Annotated in this window: 11 protein-coding genes and 1 pseudogene; 8 read left to right on the top strand and 4 right to left on the bottom strand. The window is 69.2% G+C overall.

From position 1 onward, the window contains the following. Nucleotides 1-229: 229 nt before the first annotated feature. A complete protein-coding gene (locus BLQ73_RS00285; protein ID WP_093167014.1) occupies nucleotides 230-1,783 on the top strand; it encodes a carbohydrate binding domain-containing protein in 1,554 nt (517 codons plus the stop codon). Between the two features lie 228 nt (nucleotides 1,784-2,011). After that, nucleotides 2,012-2,962 (top strand): phosphotransferase, encoded by a 951-nt coding sequence (locus BLQ73_RS00280; RefSeq protein ID WP_093167012.1) that lies wholly within the window; start codon nucleotides 2,012-2,014, stop codon nucleotides 2,960-2,962. 14 nt (nucleotides 2,963-2,976) lie between these two features. On the opposite strand, the pseudogene BLQ73_RS00275 reads toward BLQ73_RS00280, so the two are convergent. Next, nucleotides 2,977-3,216, bottom strand: a pseudogene (locus BLQ73_RS00275) (ATP-dependent Clp protease proteolytic subunit); the annotation flags it as partial. A gap of 38 nt (nucleotides 3,217-3,254) precedes the next feature. Further along, nucleotides 3,255-3,926 carry an ATP-dependent Clp protease proteolytic subunit gene (locus BLQ73_RS00270; protein ID WP_093167010.1) on the bottom strand — a complete coding sequence of 224 codons (672 nt, stop codon included), beginning with the start codon at nucleotides 3,924-3,926 and terminating at the stop codon, nucleotides 3,255-3,257. Nucleotides 3,927-4,435: 509 nt separating this feature from the next. Between BLQ73_RS00270 and BLQ73_RS00265 the strand changes: the two genes are divergently transcribed. The 6 genes from BLQ73_RS00265 to BLQ73_RS00240 all read left to right on the top strand — a co-directional run bounded on the left by BLQ73_RS00265 (nucleotide 4,436) and on the right by BLQ73_RS00240 (nucleotide 12,282). Further along, nucleotides 4,436-4,927: a hypothetical protein gene (locus tag BLQ73_RS00265; protein ID WP_176955193.1), complete on the top strand. Its 492-nt coding sequence runs from the start codon at nucleotides 4,436-4,438 to the stop codon at nucleotides 4,925-4,927. Beyond that, nucleotides 4,927-6,519: a hypothetical protein gene (locus tag BLQ73_RS00260; RefSeq protein ID WP_093167007.1), complete on the top strand. Its 1,593-nt coding sequence runs from the start codon at nucleotides 4,927-4,929 to the stop codon at nucleotides 6,517-6,519. The genes BLQ73_RS00265 and BLQ73_RS00260 overlap by 1 nt, the downstream gene beginning before the upstream one ends. Next, nucleotides 6,516-7,859 carry a VWA domain-containing protein gene (locus tag BLQ73_RS00255; protein ID WP_093167005.1) on the top strand — a complete coding sequence of 448 codons (1,344 nt, stop codon included), beginning with the start codon at nucleotides 6,516-6,518 and terminating at the stop codon, nucleotides 7,857-7,859. Before BLQ73_RS00260 ends, BLQ73_RS00255 begins: the two co-directional genes overlap by 4 nt. Before the next feature lie 9 nt (nucleotides 7,860-7,868). Next, nucleotides 7,869-8,984, top strand: a complete 1,116-nt coding sequence (locus BLQ73_RS00250) for an ATP-binding protein (RefSeq protein WP_093167003.1) — start codon at nucleotides 7,869-7,871, stop codon at nucleotides 8,982-8,984. Beyond that, nucleotides 8,981-11,821, top strand: a complete 2,841-nt coding sequence (locus BLQ73_RS00245) for a DUF5682 family protein (RefSeq protein WP_093167001.1) — start codon at nucleotides 8,981-8,983, stop codon at nucleotides 11,819-11,821. Before BLQ73_RS00250 ends, BLQ73_RS00245 begins: the two co-directional genes overlap by 4 nt. A 65-nt stretch (nucleotides 11,822-11,886) precedes the next feature. Next, nucleotides 11,887-12,282 (top strand): GNAT family N-acetyltransferase, encoded by a 396-nt coding sequence (locus BLQ73_RS00240; RefSeq protein ID WP_093166999.1) that lies wholly within the window; start codon nucleotides 11,887-11,889, stop codon nucleotides 12,280-12,282. Nucleotides 12,283-12,505: 223 nt separating this feature from the next. On the opposite strand, the gene BLQ73_RS30805 is transcribed toward BLQ73_RS00240, so the two are convergent. Beyond that, the gene (locus BLQ73_RS30805) at nucleotides 12,506-12,964 is read right to left on the bottom strand and encodes a hypothetical protein (protein WP_143020051.1); all 459 of its coding nucleotides are present in this window, start codon (nucleotides 12,962-12,964) and stop codon (nucleotides 12,506-12,508) included. 18 nt (nucleotides 12,965-12,982) lie between these two features. Next, nucleotides 12,983-13,546, bottom strand: a complete 564-nt coding sequence (gene cyaB / locus BLQ73_RS00235; protein WP_176955192.1) for a class IV adenylate cyclase — start codon at nucleotides 13,544-13,546, stop codon at nucleotides 12,983-12,985. Nucleotides 13,547-13,548 lie beyond the last annotated feature (2 nt).

Raw genomic sequence — 13,548 nt, 5'->3', positions numbered from 1 at the left:
GTCGCAGATCGTACGCGCGATGCTTCCCTGGCCCGGGAATCGATGAGATGTGCCCTCCAGGTCATTGAAATATTGACCTGACCGGATTCGCACTTCTCGTGGACATTGATCAAGTTTGTCTTGATAATTTCGGGTGCTGCTCGCGAGCCTCCACCGCGGCCTCGCAACCCTGCGCCATGCCGTCGTGCCCGGAAACCCTTTCTCCGGGCAACAGAAGGGTTGTTTTTCCATGAAGAGAACCCCCCGCCTGCTGGTCCTGGCAGTGTCCTTACTGCTGAGCGTCGCAGGCGTCTTCATCACGCAGACGTCGGCCTACGCCGCCAACCTGCTCGCCAACCCCGGCTTCGAGTCCGGCTCCCTGTCTCCGTGGTCGTGCGGCGGAGGGCTGGGATCGGTCGTCACGACCCCGGTCCGCACCGGCACCAAGGCGCTCAGCGGCGCGGTGGGCGGATCCGACATCGCCAAGTGCACGCAGTCGGTGTCCGTCCAGCCCAACACCGCGTACACCGTGAGCGCCTGGGTGCGCGGCGGCTACGTCTACCTCGGAGTGACCGGCGGCGGATCCCGCTGGGCCTCCTCGGCGACGGACTACACCGAGCTGAAGGTCTCCTTCACGACCGGCGCCACGCAGACCACCGCGGAGGTATACCTGCACGGATGGTACGGCCAGGGCACCTACTACGCCGACGACGTGAGCCTCGACGGCCCCGGAGGCCCGTCGCCGTCGGTGTCCCCGTCGAGCTCGCCCTCGCCGTCGGTGTCGCCGTCCACATCCCCGTCCCCGTCCCCGTCGACCTCGCCCTCGCCGTCGGTGTCGCCCACGGGCGAGACGTGCGCGCTGAAGGGCAAGCCGGCGGGCAAGGTCCTCCACGGCTACTGGGAGAACTGGGACGGCGCGGTGAACGGTGTGCACCCGCCGCTCGGGTGGATCCCGATCACCGACTCCCGCATCACGGCCCACGGTTACAACGTGATCAACGCTGCCTTCCCGGTCATCCGCTCCGACGGCACGGTCCTGTGGGAAGACGGCATGGACTCCACCGTCAAGGTCGCCACGCCCGCCGAGATGTGTGAGGCCAAGGCCAAGGGCCTGACGATCCTGATGTCCATCGGCGGCGCCACCGCCGGGATCGACCTCAGCTCCGCCACCGTCGCCGACCGCTTCATCGCGACCGTCGTGCCGATCCTCAAGAAGTACAACTTCGACGGCATCGACATCGACATCGAAACCGGCCTCTCCGGCAGCGGCAGCATCAACCAGTTGTCCACCTCGCAGGCCAACCTGATCCGCATCATCGACGGCGTGCTCGCCCAGATGCCGTCGAACTTCGGCCTGACCATGGCCCCCGAGACCGCGTACGTCACCGGCGGCAGCGTCGTGTACGGCTCGATCTGGGGCTCGTACCTGCCGATCATCAAGAAGTACGCCGACAACGGCCGCCTGTGGTGGCTGAACATGCAGTACTACAACGGCAGCATGTACGGCTGCTCCGGCGACTCCTACGCCGCAGGCACGGTCGAAGGGTTCACCGCCCAGACCACCTGCCTGAACAACGGCCTGGTCATCCAGGGCACCACGATCAAGGTCCCCTACGACAAGCAGGTGCCGGGCCTCCCCGCCCAGGTGGGCGCCGGCGGCGGCCACATGGCCCCCTCCCTCGTCACTCAGGCATGGAACAACTTCAACGGCAACCTCAAGGGCCTGATGACCTGGTCCATCAACTGGGACGGCTCTAAGGGCTGGACCTTCGGCGACAACGTCAAGGCGATCCAGGGGCGCTGACCGCCCCCGAGTGCCGCTCCCGCACCCCGGGAGCGGCCCTCGGCCCACCACCGACGTACGGCCCCGCAGTCCCGGGAGGAGTTCAGGCGCCGCCACCTACCACATCCTCGCCTTCGCCCTCGCCTCCGCCGGAGGTGCGGGAGGGGGAAAGCGGCGACGGGACGGATGGCAGCGACCGGACATCGTGTGTGCTTGGGTCCGCCGGCGGTGCCGTGAAATGATCGAAACATGGCCGATTTCCAGACACCGCAACACATCGCCCGCCGCACCTCCGCTGCGGTCGACGCGGCCGTGGGTGCAGGTCGCGATCTCGGACTCAGCGTGACCGATGCCGCGGTGCTCTACGATCTGTTCTCCGTTGTTGTCCACCTCGCGCCGTCACCGGTCGTAGCCCGGATCCCCGTCGTCCTGCCGCACACCACAGACCTTGATGCGCTGGAGCGCCGCCAGCAGGCGGAACTGGACGTGGCACGGTGGCTCGCGGACCAGGGAATCCCCGTGATTCCTCCCAGCCCTCTCGTGCCACGGGAGCCCGTTCAGCGCGACGGGCTTTCGATGACGTTCTGGCAGTTCGTGGAGGAAGACCGAGGCAAAGAGCCCGACTACGTGGCGAACTGCGAATTCGTGCCGGACCTGCACGCCGCGATGCGCGCATATCCGGGTCGGCTGTCGTTTCTGTCCGCCGCCGAACCGCAGTTCATCACCGAAAGCCTTGCTCTGCTTGAAAAGCACTCCGACCTCATCGGTCCGGCCGAGCTGGAGCGCGCACGCCGCGAATGGAAGGTCCTGGAGCCTCTCGTGCGCTCCCGCACGGCATTCGAAAAGGCGTTTCCAGGGATCGATCTCCAGCCGGTCCACGGAGACTGCCCGCCCGCGAACATCTTCTCAGGAGTGGACGGGGACCTCTACTCCGACTTCGAACTGGTCACGCTGGGCCCCGTCGAGTGGGACCTGGCCGCCCTCGGCCCCGACTTGGAATCCGCCTACAACCGGGGCGCGCAGCGCAACGGCATGAGGCCGTTGAACGGCGACGTCATGGGTTTTGTGAACGCCGTGGGGATGCTGCGGGCCATCACCGTACTCACGCTCGCGCCGCAACTGCCCCCGTTGGTGGAGTATGTGAAGCCGGCCATCGACCAATGGCAGACGATGCCATTCGCCGGCGGCATGGCCGACTGACGCCGACGGGTACGCATCGCGGTGAACGAGCCGCCCGGCGAGTCGATGTACATGCTGATGTCCCGGTCGGGGTCCGTGGACTCCAGGGTGAGCAACTGAGCCATTACATCGTTGGCGGAGGTGTCGTCGACCTGGACGCCGAGAAAGATGATCCGGTCTTCGAACAGTTTGTTGTAGGGGGTTGTCTCTTTGACGCCGTAGGTGGTCCGCTCGACGAATGAGGGAAGGACGTGGCGGCTCTCGAACATGGCCATGCTCTTCAATGCTCCTCGGGGCTCTTGAGGGGGTCGGATCAGGAGGCCGAGGGGCCGCCGGCGGGGCCTGAGGGCGACACCTCCGCGGTCCGGGTCACCACGTGGTCGATCAGGCCGTATTCCTTGGCCTCCGACGCGGTGAACCAGCGGTCGCGGTCCCAGTCGTGGCGGACCCGCTCAACGGATTGGCCGCTGTGGAAGGCGATCCGCTCGGCCAGGTTCTGCTTCACGTAGAGCATTTGCTCGGCCTGGATGGCGATGTCGGACGCGGTGCCGCCGATCCCTCCCAACGGCTGATGCATCATGATCCGCGAGCTGGAAAGGGAAAGCCGTTTGCCGGGCGCGCCCGCTGTCAGCAGGACTTGGCCCATGGAAGCGGCCGCTCCCAGCGCGACCGTGGAGACGTCATTGGGGATGAACTGCATCACGTCGTAGATCGCCATTCCGGCGCTGACGGAACCGCCCGGAGAGTTGATGTAGAGGGAGATGTCGCGCTCGGAGTTCTCGGCGCTCAGCAGCAGCAACTCGGCGCAGATGCGGTTGGCCACATCATCGTCGACCTCTTGGCCGAGGAAGATGATGCGCTGCTTGAGCAGGCGGTGATATGTGTCCTCGACGGGTTGTGCCGACGGGCCCTGCGTGCCGTGCACGCGGGAGCGTCCGGCGTGGTCGGGGGCGGCTTCGGGCCGGTTGATCTGCCATGGGTTCATGTGGTTCACCTAAACCTCGACAAGCGATGGTGTGTCTTCCCTGAAGGAGTGGATCGACATTAACGCGCGCTCGGTGAGTGGCGTCAGGGATTTTGCTTCCAGCTAATTTCTCTGCCGGTGAAATCGTTTCTTTGAAAGCGTAATCAGCTATAAGCGTATTAAGCTTGCGGCGAATTTGCCGGTGGAATTTGAATTTCTCGTGATAGGGGGCGCGGCTGCCACGTCGCCCTGTCTCGGGCTGCTCGGGACGTGCTTGGCGGGCTGCGGTGCCCGCCGGGGCGGCGGCTGTGGAGGCGGCCGAGGGGCGCCCGCCGTACTCGAAGGTCTGGGCTTTCGGCTGTTGACCTGCGTGGATGTCGGCCGAGGGGCTGAGTCTGTCTGACTTCTTTCACCGCGGCGCAGCAACTGTCGGTGGCGCCCGGTAGCTTCGCGGTTCATTGATCAGCCGAGCGCATGGCGCTGACGTCCAGTCGGCGTGCGCGAAATGACGGGTTTGGAGGTTGAAAGTCGTGGACGCGGACAGCGTCGCATGGGAGCGGCGCAGTGTGGTGAGGGTGGTGCCGCCCGTAGAGCCGCGCAAGTTGGCGAAGGTGCCGTTTGTCGAGTTGGCCGACGGCCGGTTGCAGGGCGTGGTGTCGAGCGGGTCGGACATTTCTCGCGTATATGTGTCGTCGATTACGGCGGGCACCCACGCCTTGAGTTGCAGCACGAACAACAACCGGCCGTGCGGCGGCTTGCACGGCTCCGCGTGCAAGCACCTGCACGCCCTGGCTGGTGAGGCCGTGCTGCAATACGGACTCGACCGGGTCGCCCGTTACCTCCGCGTCGAGGTTTCCGAAGGCGGGTCCCTGATGGGCTGCCTGAACGGCCGGCCGGAGCGTGCTCAGGCCGCGGTGGTGTTCAGCCGGTTCCTCCGTCACCTGGCCTATCTGGAGGTGCCCGACAGCACCGAACCGCTGCCCGAGCTGCACTGGTTCCCGGCGATGGCGGGGGTGCGCTGATGTTGGACGCGCAATGCGGTGAACTGCTGCGCGCCGAGCCGCCGGGTGTCGCCGAGGCGCTCGACGTCGTGGCGGGGTTCGACGACGCCCTGGTGCATGGGTTCGCCAGGCTCCGCGAGGAACAGGCCGCCGCGCTCGGCGCCCTGCGTGACGCGGCGGCGGGCAGTCCGCTCGGAGATGGCGTCGCCGAGGCGGTGGAGAAGACCATCGCGGGGTCGGCCTCCCATGGAAACCTGGCCGTTCTCGCCGGCGGGCGTGCCGCGCTCTTCGGCGCGGTGCACGACGCCCTGCTCGCGAGTCTGGACGGCGCCCTCGGGCGCACCCGCGCGACGTGGCAGGCCCCTGCTGTTGCTTCCGACCCGGCCGCCTCGGCCGCCGCTTCCGCCTCGGCCGGTGCGCCCGCTACGGAGGGAGGCGCGTCGCCGGAGACGCCGCCGACCGGTGGGTCGGCTTCGGCGCCCGAGCCCGGCGGGGCTACGCCCGGGGCATTGGCCGGGGCGGTGGCCGGAGCGTCGGCCGGAGCGGTGGACAACCTGCTCGGCGGGTGCCGTTCTTGGCTGAGCGAGGTGGCCATCGCGGGATGGCGGGGTGTTGACCACGATCTGGTGTCCGCCGCCGACCAGGCCATCGAGGCGCTTCTCGCTGTCCCGCACCTGCGGGGGCTCGCGGTGCTGCTGGACGGTCTGGCGGCCGAGCTGCGCGCCTCTTCCCCCGTCGCGACGGCCGAACGGCTGCCCGCCAGGCGGTGGGCGGACCTGTGGACGCGGGCCTTGCTGCTCTCGCAGTCTCCCTCTCCCGGCGCGCGGGCGGAGGGGAGCGGTGGTGGTCCGGCCGACTCCTGGCGCGGCGGCGCCGAGGCGGTGTCCGGTCGGCTGCTGATCCTCGGGGCCGATGTGCACGAGCATGGCACGGCGGTGCGGGTGCAGGTCCACGGCCTCCTCGACACCGGCGACGGCTCGCCGTACCGGCTGGTGCGCACGAGTGTGGCGGCGGCGAAGGTCGACACGATCGTGGGGCCCGCCGTGTGGCGGCTGTTCACCGGCCACCCGGTGCTGATGGGCGCTCTGGCCGAGCACCGCAGCGTGGAGATCGAAAGCATGGTGCTGCTCGGGGGCGGCGATCTGCTCTGGCGCGACGACCACGCCCGTCTGGGCGAGGCGGCCGACCCGTTCACGACGGCTCGCGTGGCGCTGGGCACGGCCGTCGCGCCGCCGGTGCCGCCTCTCGACAGGCATCCGGTGCGCATCGCCGAGCCTGTGCTCGTCGAGGGCTACACGACCGACGGCCACACGTTCGACCTCGGCGGCAACGCGCTCGCCGTGGACCTCGATCGGCTGCCGTCCTGCGGCCCGCTCACCCCGGAGCTGGTGGCCGCCTCCTCCGCCTGCCTCGGCCTGCTGCGGTGGGACGGCGGGCGCTGGCTGCTCCAGCCGATGGCGGTCCAGGCGACCGTGAAGCGCAAGCCGGTCGCGCTGCACACGGGCGACTGGGCGATGGGCCCCACCGACCCCAAGGTGGTGAAGGCCGAGGCCAAGGCCGGTGACGTTGTCGCCGTGCTACGAGAGCGAGCGGGACGGTTGTTGAGGCAATGAGCGGATCTCCGATCGAGGACGTCACGGCTCGGCCCTCCGAGGGTGACGCCCAGACGACATCAGACGCCAATCGGCGGCAGGTGCTTTACTGGCGGCTGCTGTCGCGGTTGTTCGGCGCGGACGAGCAGCCGGCGTTGGAGGCCGCGAGTGTGGCCGTGGTGGGCGACCTCGGGCTGCCGGAGGCGCTGCTGGATCCCGGGGTGTCGGTGGACACGCTGGTGCAGCGCTTCCCCGCGCTGGCCGACGAGCTGCAGGGTCTGCTGGCGGAGCGGGAGCACGCGCAGGGCGATGAGGTGCGGCGGGCGGCCCTGGTCTCGAAGCTGCTGCTCAATGTGTTCGCCACGGGCACGGGCGGCGTCACCGCGGGAGATCTGGCGCGGTGGAGGCAGGACGCCGGCTGGTTCGAGCGCGCGATGGGGTGTGAGCCGGGAGGGCTGCGCTCCAGCCCCGGCGGCGAGGAGACGGCGGGGGTGCTGGCCAACCTGGAGGCCGACCTCGTCAAGCGGATGCGCCTGCGTGAGGTGTTGGCCGACCCGGCACTGGCCAGGCAGTTGACGCCGAGCATGTCGCTCATCGAGCAGCTCCTGCGCGACAAGTCGAACCTGTCGGGGGTGGCGCTGGCCAATGCGAAGGCGCTGATCCGCAGGTTCGTCGACGAGGTCGCCGAGGTGCTGCGCACGCAGGTCGAGCGGACCAGTGTGGGGGTGATCGACAGGTCGGTGCCGCCCAAGCGTGTGTTCCGCAACCTCGACCTGGAACGGACGATCTGGAAGAACCTCACCAACTGGAGCCCCAGCGATCAGCGGCTCTATGTGGACCGGCTCTACTATCGCCAGACCGCCCGCCGCACGACACCCGCCAGGCTGATCGTGGTCGTGGACCAGTCGGGCTCCATGGTGGACGCGATGGTCAACTGCACCATCCTGGCGTCGATCTTCGCGGGCCTCCCCAAGGTGGACGTGCACCTGGTCGCCTACGACACCCGTGCGCTGGATCTGACCCCGTGGGTGCACGATCCGTTCGAGGTGCTGCTGCGTACAACTCTCGGAGGCGGCACGGACGGCACCGTGGCGATGGCCCTCGCGCGGCCGAAGATCGCCGACCCGCGCAACACGGTGATGGTGTGGATCTCCGACTTCTACGACAATCGCGCGCTGATCACGGACTTCGAGGCCGTGCACCGCTCGGGGGTGAAGTTCATCCCCGTCGGTTCGGTGAGCAGCTCCGGGCACCAGAGCGTCGACCCGTGGTTCCGCCAGAAACTCAAGGACCTGGGCACCCCGGTGATCTCAGGCCGCATTCAAAAGCTCGTGTTCGAACTGAAGAACTTTCTTACCTAGGAGATTTTGATGACTCAGGACATGCTGCGCGCGCCCGCCGAGGTGAAGTACGCCGAGGAGCTCGACTGGCTGGAGTCGATCGACGACGGCCCGAAGCCCTTCTCGTGGCGGCTGAGCCCCCGCATGGTGCGGCTGTTCGTGCTCGGCTCGGAACGGGCCGACGGGCTTGACCGAGAGATCCCGCAGAAGTGGTTCGGCGACCGCAGTTTCGTCGAACGCGCCATCGTGACCCTCGCCTCCGACCGGGGACTGCTGCTGATCGGAGATCCGGGCACGGGCAAGAGCTGGCTCGCCGAACTGCTCGCCGCCGCGATCTGCCGCAACTCGACCCTCGTCGTGCAGGGGACGGCGGGCACCACCGAGGACCACATCAAATATTCGTGGAACGTGTCCATGGTGATCGCCAAGGGGCAGTCGCGTGAGTCGATGATCCCCTCGCCCATCATGACGGCGATGGAGCAGGGCGTGATCGGCCGCTTCGAGGAATTGACCCGTTCGACCAGCGACGTGCAGGACGCCCTGATCTCCATTCTCTCGGAGAAATACGTGTCCATTCCTGAGCTCGACGAGGACAACATCGTGTTCGGGCGGCCCGGATTCTCCATCATCGCCACGGCCAACAGCCGCGACCGGGGCGTGAACGACCTGTCGTCCGCGCTGAAACGCCGGTTCAACTTCGTGCGGATCCCGGTGGTGACGAACAAGAAGAGCGAGGCGGAGATCGTCCGCTTCCGCACCGAGGAGCTGCTGCGCCGCCACAACATCGAGGTGGACCTGCCGCCCACGCTGCTGGACATCCTCCTGCAGAGCTTCGCCGACCTCCGCACCGCCGCCGCGTCGGCCGCGAGCGACGACGAGAGGCTCGAATCCGCGCTGTCCACGGCCGAGCAGATCGGCGTGCTCGAGGACGCCATCCTGCACAGCAACTTCTTCGGCGACCGCACCTTGCGCGCCGAGACGCTGGCGGGGTCGCTCGTCGGTTCGCTCGCCCGCCGCAGCCCCGAGGACCTCGCCATCTTGAACAAGTACTGGCACGGCGTGGTCGAGCCGCGCAGCAAGAAGGACGGCGGGGCCTGGAACGACTTCCTGGAGGGCGGTCGCCAGGCGATCGCCACGCTCTCATGAGCCCGTTCGGCGCCCTGCGCGAGCAGTTGCTCGACGCGGCCACCGCGTTCTCCGACGCGCCCGACACGCTGACGGACATCCTGTCGGGCCTGGTGGACGACGTCGACCGGGCGCTGGGCGAGCGGTTGGAGATCTTCCCGGTGTGCCACCACTCGCCGGCGTCGGCGGCGGCCATGGTGCGGCGGCTGCGCGAAAAGCAGCCCAAGGTCATCTACCTGGAGCTCTGCGAAGACCTGCGGCCGCTGCTGGGCGAGCTGCGCAACTGCCGGCTGCCCGTGGCGCTTCAAGCCTTCGCGACCGACCTTGACGGGTTTCCGCCGGGGGCGGGCCCCCTCAGCGTGGTCGCCCCCATCACGGAGGCGTCGGCCGAATACCAGGCCATCGCCTACGCGTTGGAGACGCCCGGTGTCGAGCTGGTGCTGGTCGACCGCTCCACGGACCACGTCTTCCAGTGGGAGCCCGACGGGACGTGCGAGGCTGAGGGCCGCCAGGAGGGCGGCGAGCACGGGGAGGAGACCGGTCTCCACGGCGACGCCGTAGGCATCGAGATCGGCGACCTGCGCCCCCGGTTCGCCGAGCTGGAGGAGCATCTGCTCCACCACGGCAAGGTGCGGCACTGGTCGGAGTGGTGGGACCAATACGTCGAGCAGCCGCTCATCGGCGCCGACTACGACACCTACCGCCAGGTCATGGTGCTGATCGGCAGCCTGTTCCGGCGCCTCACCCGGGCCGGACGCAGGCTGGCGGTGGACGAGGAGCGCGAGCGTTACATGTGGACCAGGATGCGCGAGCACCTGGCCGATTCGGGCGCCGATCCGGCCGACTGCCTCTACGTGTGCGGCGCGTTCCACGCCGCCAGCCGCGTCGAGCAGTTCGGGCTGGACTCCGAGGCGACCTACGACATCGCCCCGCGCACCGCCACACGCTGGCTCTACGGCCTCATCCCGTCCAGCCACTCGGCCATCGAGGCGCAGTTCGGGCTGGCCGCCGGTTCGGTGTCGGTCGCGGCGGCCACCTGGTCGAAGGCCGTCACGCGCGGCGGCCTCACCACGTTCACACTGGCGGGGCAGAAAGGCGCCAAGGCAGCCCCCAAGCGCCGTGCGGGGGCCGCGTCCACACCCCGGGCTTCCCAACCGCCGCCGTCCAAACCGCCCGCGTCTGCCGACGCGGCGGGCGCCACGGGCGGCGAGGCCGTGAACGACCGGTTGTCGGGGTTTCTCGCGACCCCTCCCGCGCTGGACGAGCTCGACGAGGCGGAGCTGCGCGGCTGGTGCGTCGACATCGTACGGCTGGCGCGCCGCAACGGTTACCTCGCCAGCACCGCGGACGCCATCGCCGTGTTCGAGACCTCGATCCTGCTCGCGGGCATGCGGGGCAGGGCGAGGCCCACGCCGTACGACTTCCAGGACGCGGCCGTCACCTGCATCGAGAAGGACACGGTCCCGGGGCGGCGCGACGTGCGCCGGCTGTGCGAGATCCTGCTCGGCGGCGACCGCGTCGGCGAAGTCGGCTACGAGGCGCTGCCGCCGCTCGCCCGCGATGCGTTCGACCGGCTTGAACCGCTGGGGCTGGACCTGTCGAAACGCACTGTGCAGCGCGCGCTGCTCGACCTCAACGCCGACCCCGGCCTTGTGCCCTGCTCCGACCTGCTGTGGAAGCTGCGCTATCTCCTCCCCGAGGACGCGGCGAGGCCGATCATGGGCGAGCGCGGGCTGGGGGAGCGGTCGAGGCAGGAGAGCTGGGATCTGGCCTTCGGCCGCTACCAGCGCGCCATCATCGAGCTCGGCTACGAAGGCGTCACCGTCGAGCAGGTGCTGGAGCAGCGGCTTCGCCGTACGGTCTGGAAGCCCGACGCCACCGCCGCGGTCGCCCTCGCGGCCGTCGAGGACGCCGTCGTCTTCCTCGGCGGCAGGCGTTTCGCCGACGAGCTCGGGGCGCGGGCCGTGGAGCTGCTGGCGGCCGAGCGCACCGTCGACGACGCGCCGGAGGTGCTGCGGCGGATCCGGCGGCTGCTGGCGCACTACCGCGCGGCCGAGCCGGAGCTTCCCGCCTGGTGCGGGTCGTTCGTGACGACCGGCTACGCCCACTACTGCACGCTGCTGCCGATCGCCTTCGCCAGCGACGACACGGGCGTGCGGCACGTGGCCGCCATGCTGGGGTTCCTGTTCGGCATGGAGAGCCTCGCCCTCTCCCTCGGGTGCGACCGGTTGCAGCTCGAACTCGCCGTCCGGCAGTCCGCCCCCGAGGCGCCCGCCAAGCTGGCCCTGCTGTGGGCTGCGCAGACGCAGCTCGGCCTGCTGCCCCTGGCCGAGCTGCGGGCGCGGTGCGACGGGCTGCTGGCCAACCCCCTGGTCGTGCCCTCGTTCCCCCTCTACATCGCCGGTTTCGTGCAGGCCATGGAGGCGGCTCCGGCCCTTTCCGGCTTCGTCGTCGAGGTCATCTCCAAAGCTTTCGGCAGCCTGCCCGACACCGTCCTGCTGCCGTGGCTGCCCAAGCTCATCACCACCCTTCGCCATCAGGCCGGCGACCTGATGCCGATGCTCGTCCGCGAGGCGGGCCGCCTGTTCCCCGGCAGCCTGCCGCAGCTCGACACCTGGGTGCCGCCCTGGTCGGACCAGCGCGCCCCCGCGTCACCGCATGCGGCTCCCGCCCCCGCGGGCCCGGTCACCGCGCTGCTGGCCGCGCATCCCTCGGCCTGCGACGCGGTCGCCGAGCTGCTCGGGTGTGAGGGGGAGTGGCGGGCACCCGTCGCCGGCGGACTCGCCCACCGTGAGGTGGCCGAGCTCCTGGCCCGGCATCCCGAAGCGCCCTTGGCCTTGGCGGGCCTCCTCACCTGACCCGCGACCCAGCCGGTGTCATCCGCCCGGATCGGGGGTCGCTCCGGGCGGCCTATAATCACGGCATGATGATCACGTACGAGTGGCGAGGCGATTTCGAGAACACAGCGGTCAACGCGCTGCACGCGGAGGGTTTCGACCACCGGGTCCTGGACATCGACTGGTCGGCGCAGGTCCAGCGGCACAGCCTCGGCTGGGTCTGCGCCCGGCGCGGCAGCGACCTCGTCGGCTTCGTCAACGTCGCCTGGGACGGTGGAGTCCACGCGTTCATCCTGGACACCGTGGTCAGGGGGGACCTCCGCCGCTCCGGGATCGGCGCCAGCCTGGTCGCCGCGGCCGTCCAAGGCGCCCGGGCGGCGCAATGCGAATGGCTGCACGTCGACTTCGACGATCACCTGCCGGCGTTCTACTTCGACGCCTGCGGCTTCAAGCCGACGAACGCAGGCCTCATCGCGCTCTGACCGGGCGCGGAGACGGCGGCGGGGACCCGCATGGCGGCCCCGGTTCAAAACAGCGCAGCCCCTGCGGCACAGGCCCTGGTCTGAGCCGCCCGCGCACTCACCGTGCCTCAACCGACACGCCGCGACGGCTATCCGAGACCTGGCCGAGCCCGGGGATTCTCGCGCGGCGTGCTCGACGCGGCGCTCGCGCACGCGGGCGACCCGTCCCGGGCCTGGCGTGGTTTCAGCCGTCGTTTCTTCGACTACTACAACCACGAACTGCTCCATGCAGGGCCGTCAGCTGCGTGCCTACAACGCTGACACCGAGCTGGCGCGCGACCTCGCTACCGGGCCCGCCCCTGTCGACCTCCGGCACGCCCGCGACATCACCCACGCGCCCGACGTCGGCACCCTGGAGGACGCCGCCTCGGCCGTCCTGGTCGTGGACGACAACGAGTTCCAGCAGACCTACACCAACCCTTCGGCCGTAGCGCCATGGGGACGGTGGGAGCAGTACGTGGGCCAAGGCGGTGTGTCCGACCCCGGCACGGCGGCGCTGCTCGCCGACGCGGCGCTCAAGCGCGCCGAGCGCGAGCGGGTGCAGCGAACCCGACAGATCAGTCTGGCGGCGGCACGCTGGATCCCAGTCCTGGACTACCGGGCTGGTGGTCGGATGCTCGCGCCCGGCGAGGGCGGCCTGCACGTGGTGCAGAGCGGCAGTTCAGACCGCCGGGTGGAGCCCCAGCGTCATGTGCGGGTATCCCGCGTTGATCCGCTCCCCGAGCTCGACGTCGAGGCTCTCGATGAACGCGGTGATGGCAGCGGTGGCCTGCTCAACACTGTCGGCTTCGCCCTTGAACTCGAACTCGACGAAGTTGCCGAGGTCGGCCACGGTATCGAAGGCCAGGGCGATGCTGTCGAGGTGCCACTCTTCGCGGGACTTATCCACGACGGTCAGCTCGGCGAAGTCCATGGCCGCGAGGGTGCGCCGGACGGCCTCGGCGTCGGAGATGGCGCTCTCGTACTCGTCGCAGTGGGTCTTGATCGGCTCCTCCAGCGGGTACCAGCGCTTGAAGTTCAGCGACGCGTGCCCCTCCTCCTGGCGGATGCGCAGCCATTCGGAGATGACTCCCCCCTTGAGGAAGTCCCGGTGCGGCGCGTTGTAGTACGTATCCACCTGACGAGAGGACTCCCCGGCCTTGGCACCGCGCGCGGCGAGCGTGGCCTTCAGATCGTCCACCGGGCTGAGAAGGCGGAACTTCTGCTCGACCTCGATGTACTGCACAA

The organism is Sinosporangium album (assembly GCF_900100605.1).
GTDB lineage: Bacteria > Actinomycetota > Actinomycetes > Streptosporangiales > Streptosporangiaceae > Sinosporangium > Sinosporangium album.
This window is presented reverse-complemented; position numbering and strand designations above follow the sequence as displayed.

What these genes read in the sequence shown, in the direction of transcription:
- BLQ73_RS00255 (WP_093167005.1), top strand. Translation starts at nt 6,516, where the DNA reads ATGAGCGGATCTCCGATCGAGGACGTCACGGCTCGGCCCTCCGAGGGT.
- BLQ73_RS00245 (WP_093167001.1), top strand. Translation starts at nt 8,981, where the DNA reads ATGAGCCCGTTCGGCGCCCTGCGCGAGCAGTTGCTCGACGCGGCCACC.
- BLQ73_RS00240 (WP_093166999.1), top strand. Translation starts at nt 11,887, where the DNA reads ATGATGATCACGTACGAGTGGCGAGGCGATTTCGAGAACACAGCGGTC.
- BLQ73_RS00250 (WP_093167003.1), top strand. Translation starts at nt 7,869, where the DNA reads ATGACTCAGGACATGCTGCGCGCGCCCGCCGAGGTGAAGTACGCCGAG.
- BLQ73_RS00260 (WP_093167007.1), top strand. Translation starts at nt 4,927, where the DNA reads ATGTTGGACGCGCAATGCGGTGAACTGCTGCGCGCCGAGCCGCCGGGT.
- BLQ73_RS00280 (WP_093167012.1), top strand. Translation starts at nt 2,012, where the DNA reads ATGGCCGATTTCCAGACACCGCAACACATCGCCCGCCGCACCTCCGCT.
- BLQ73_RS00285 (WP_093167014.1), top strand. Translation starts at nt 230, where the DNA reads ATGAAGAGAACCCCCCGCCTGCTGGTCCTGGCAGTGTCCTTACTGCTG.
- BLQ73_RS00270 (WP_093167010.1), bottom strand. Translation starts at nt 3,926, where the DNA reads ATGAACCCATGGCAGATCAACCGGCCCGAAGCCGCCCCCGACCACGCC.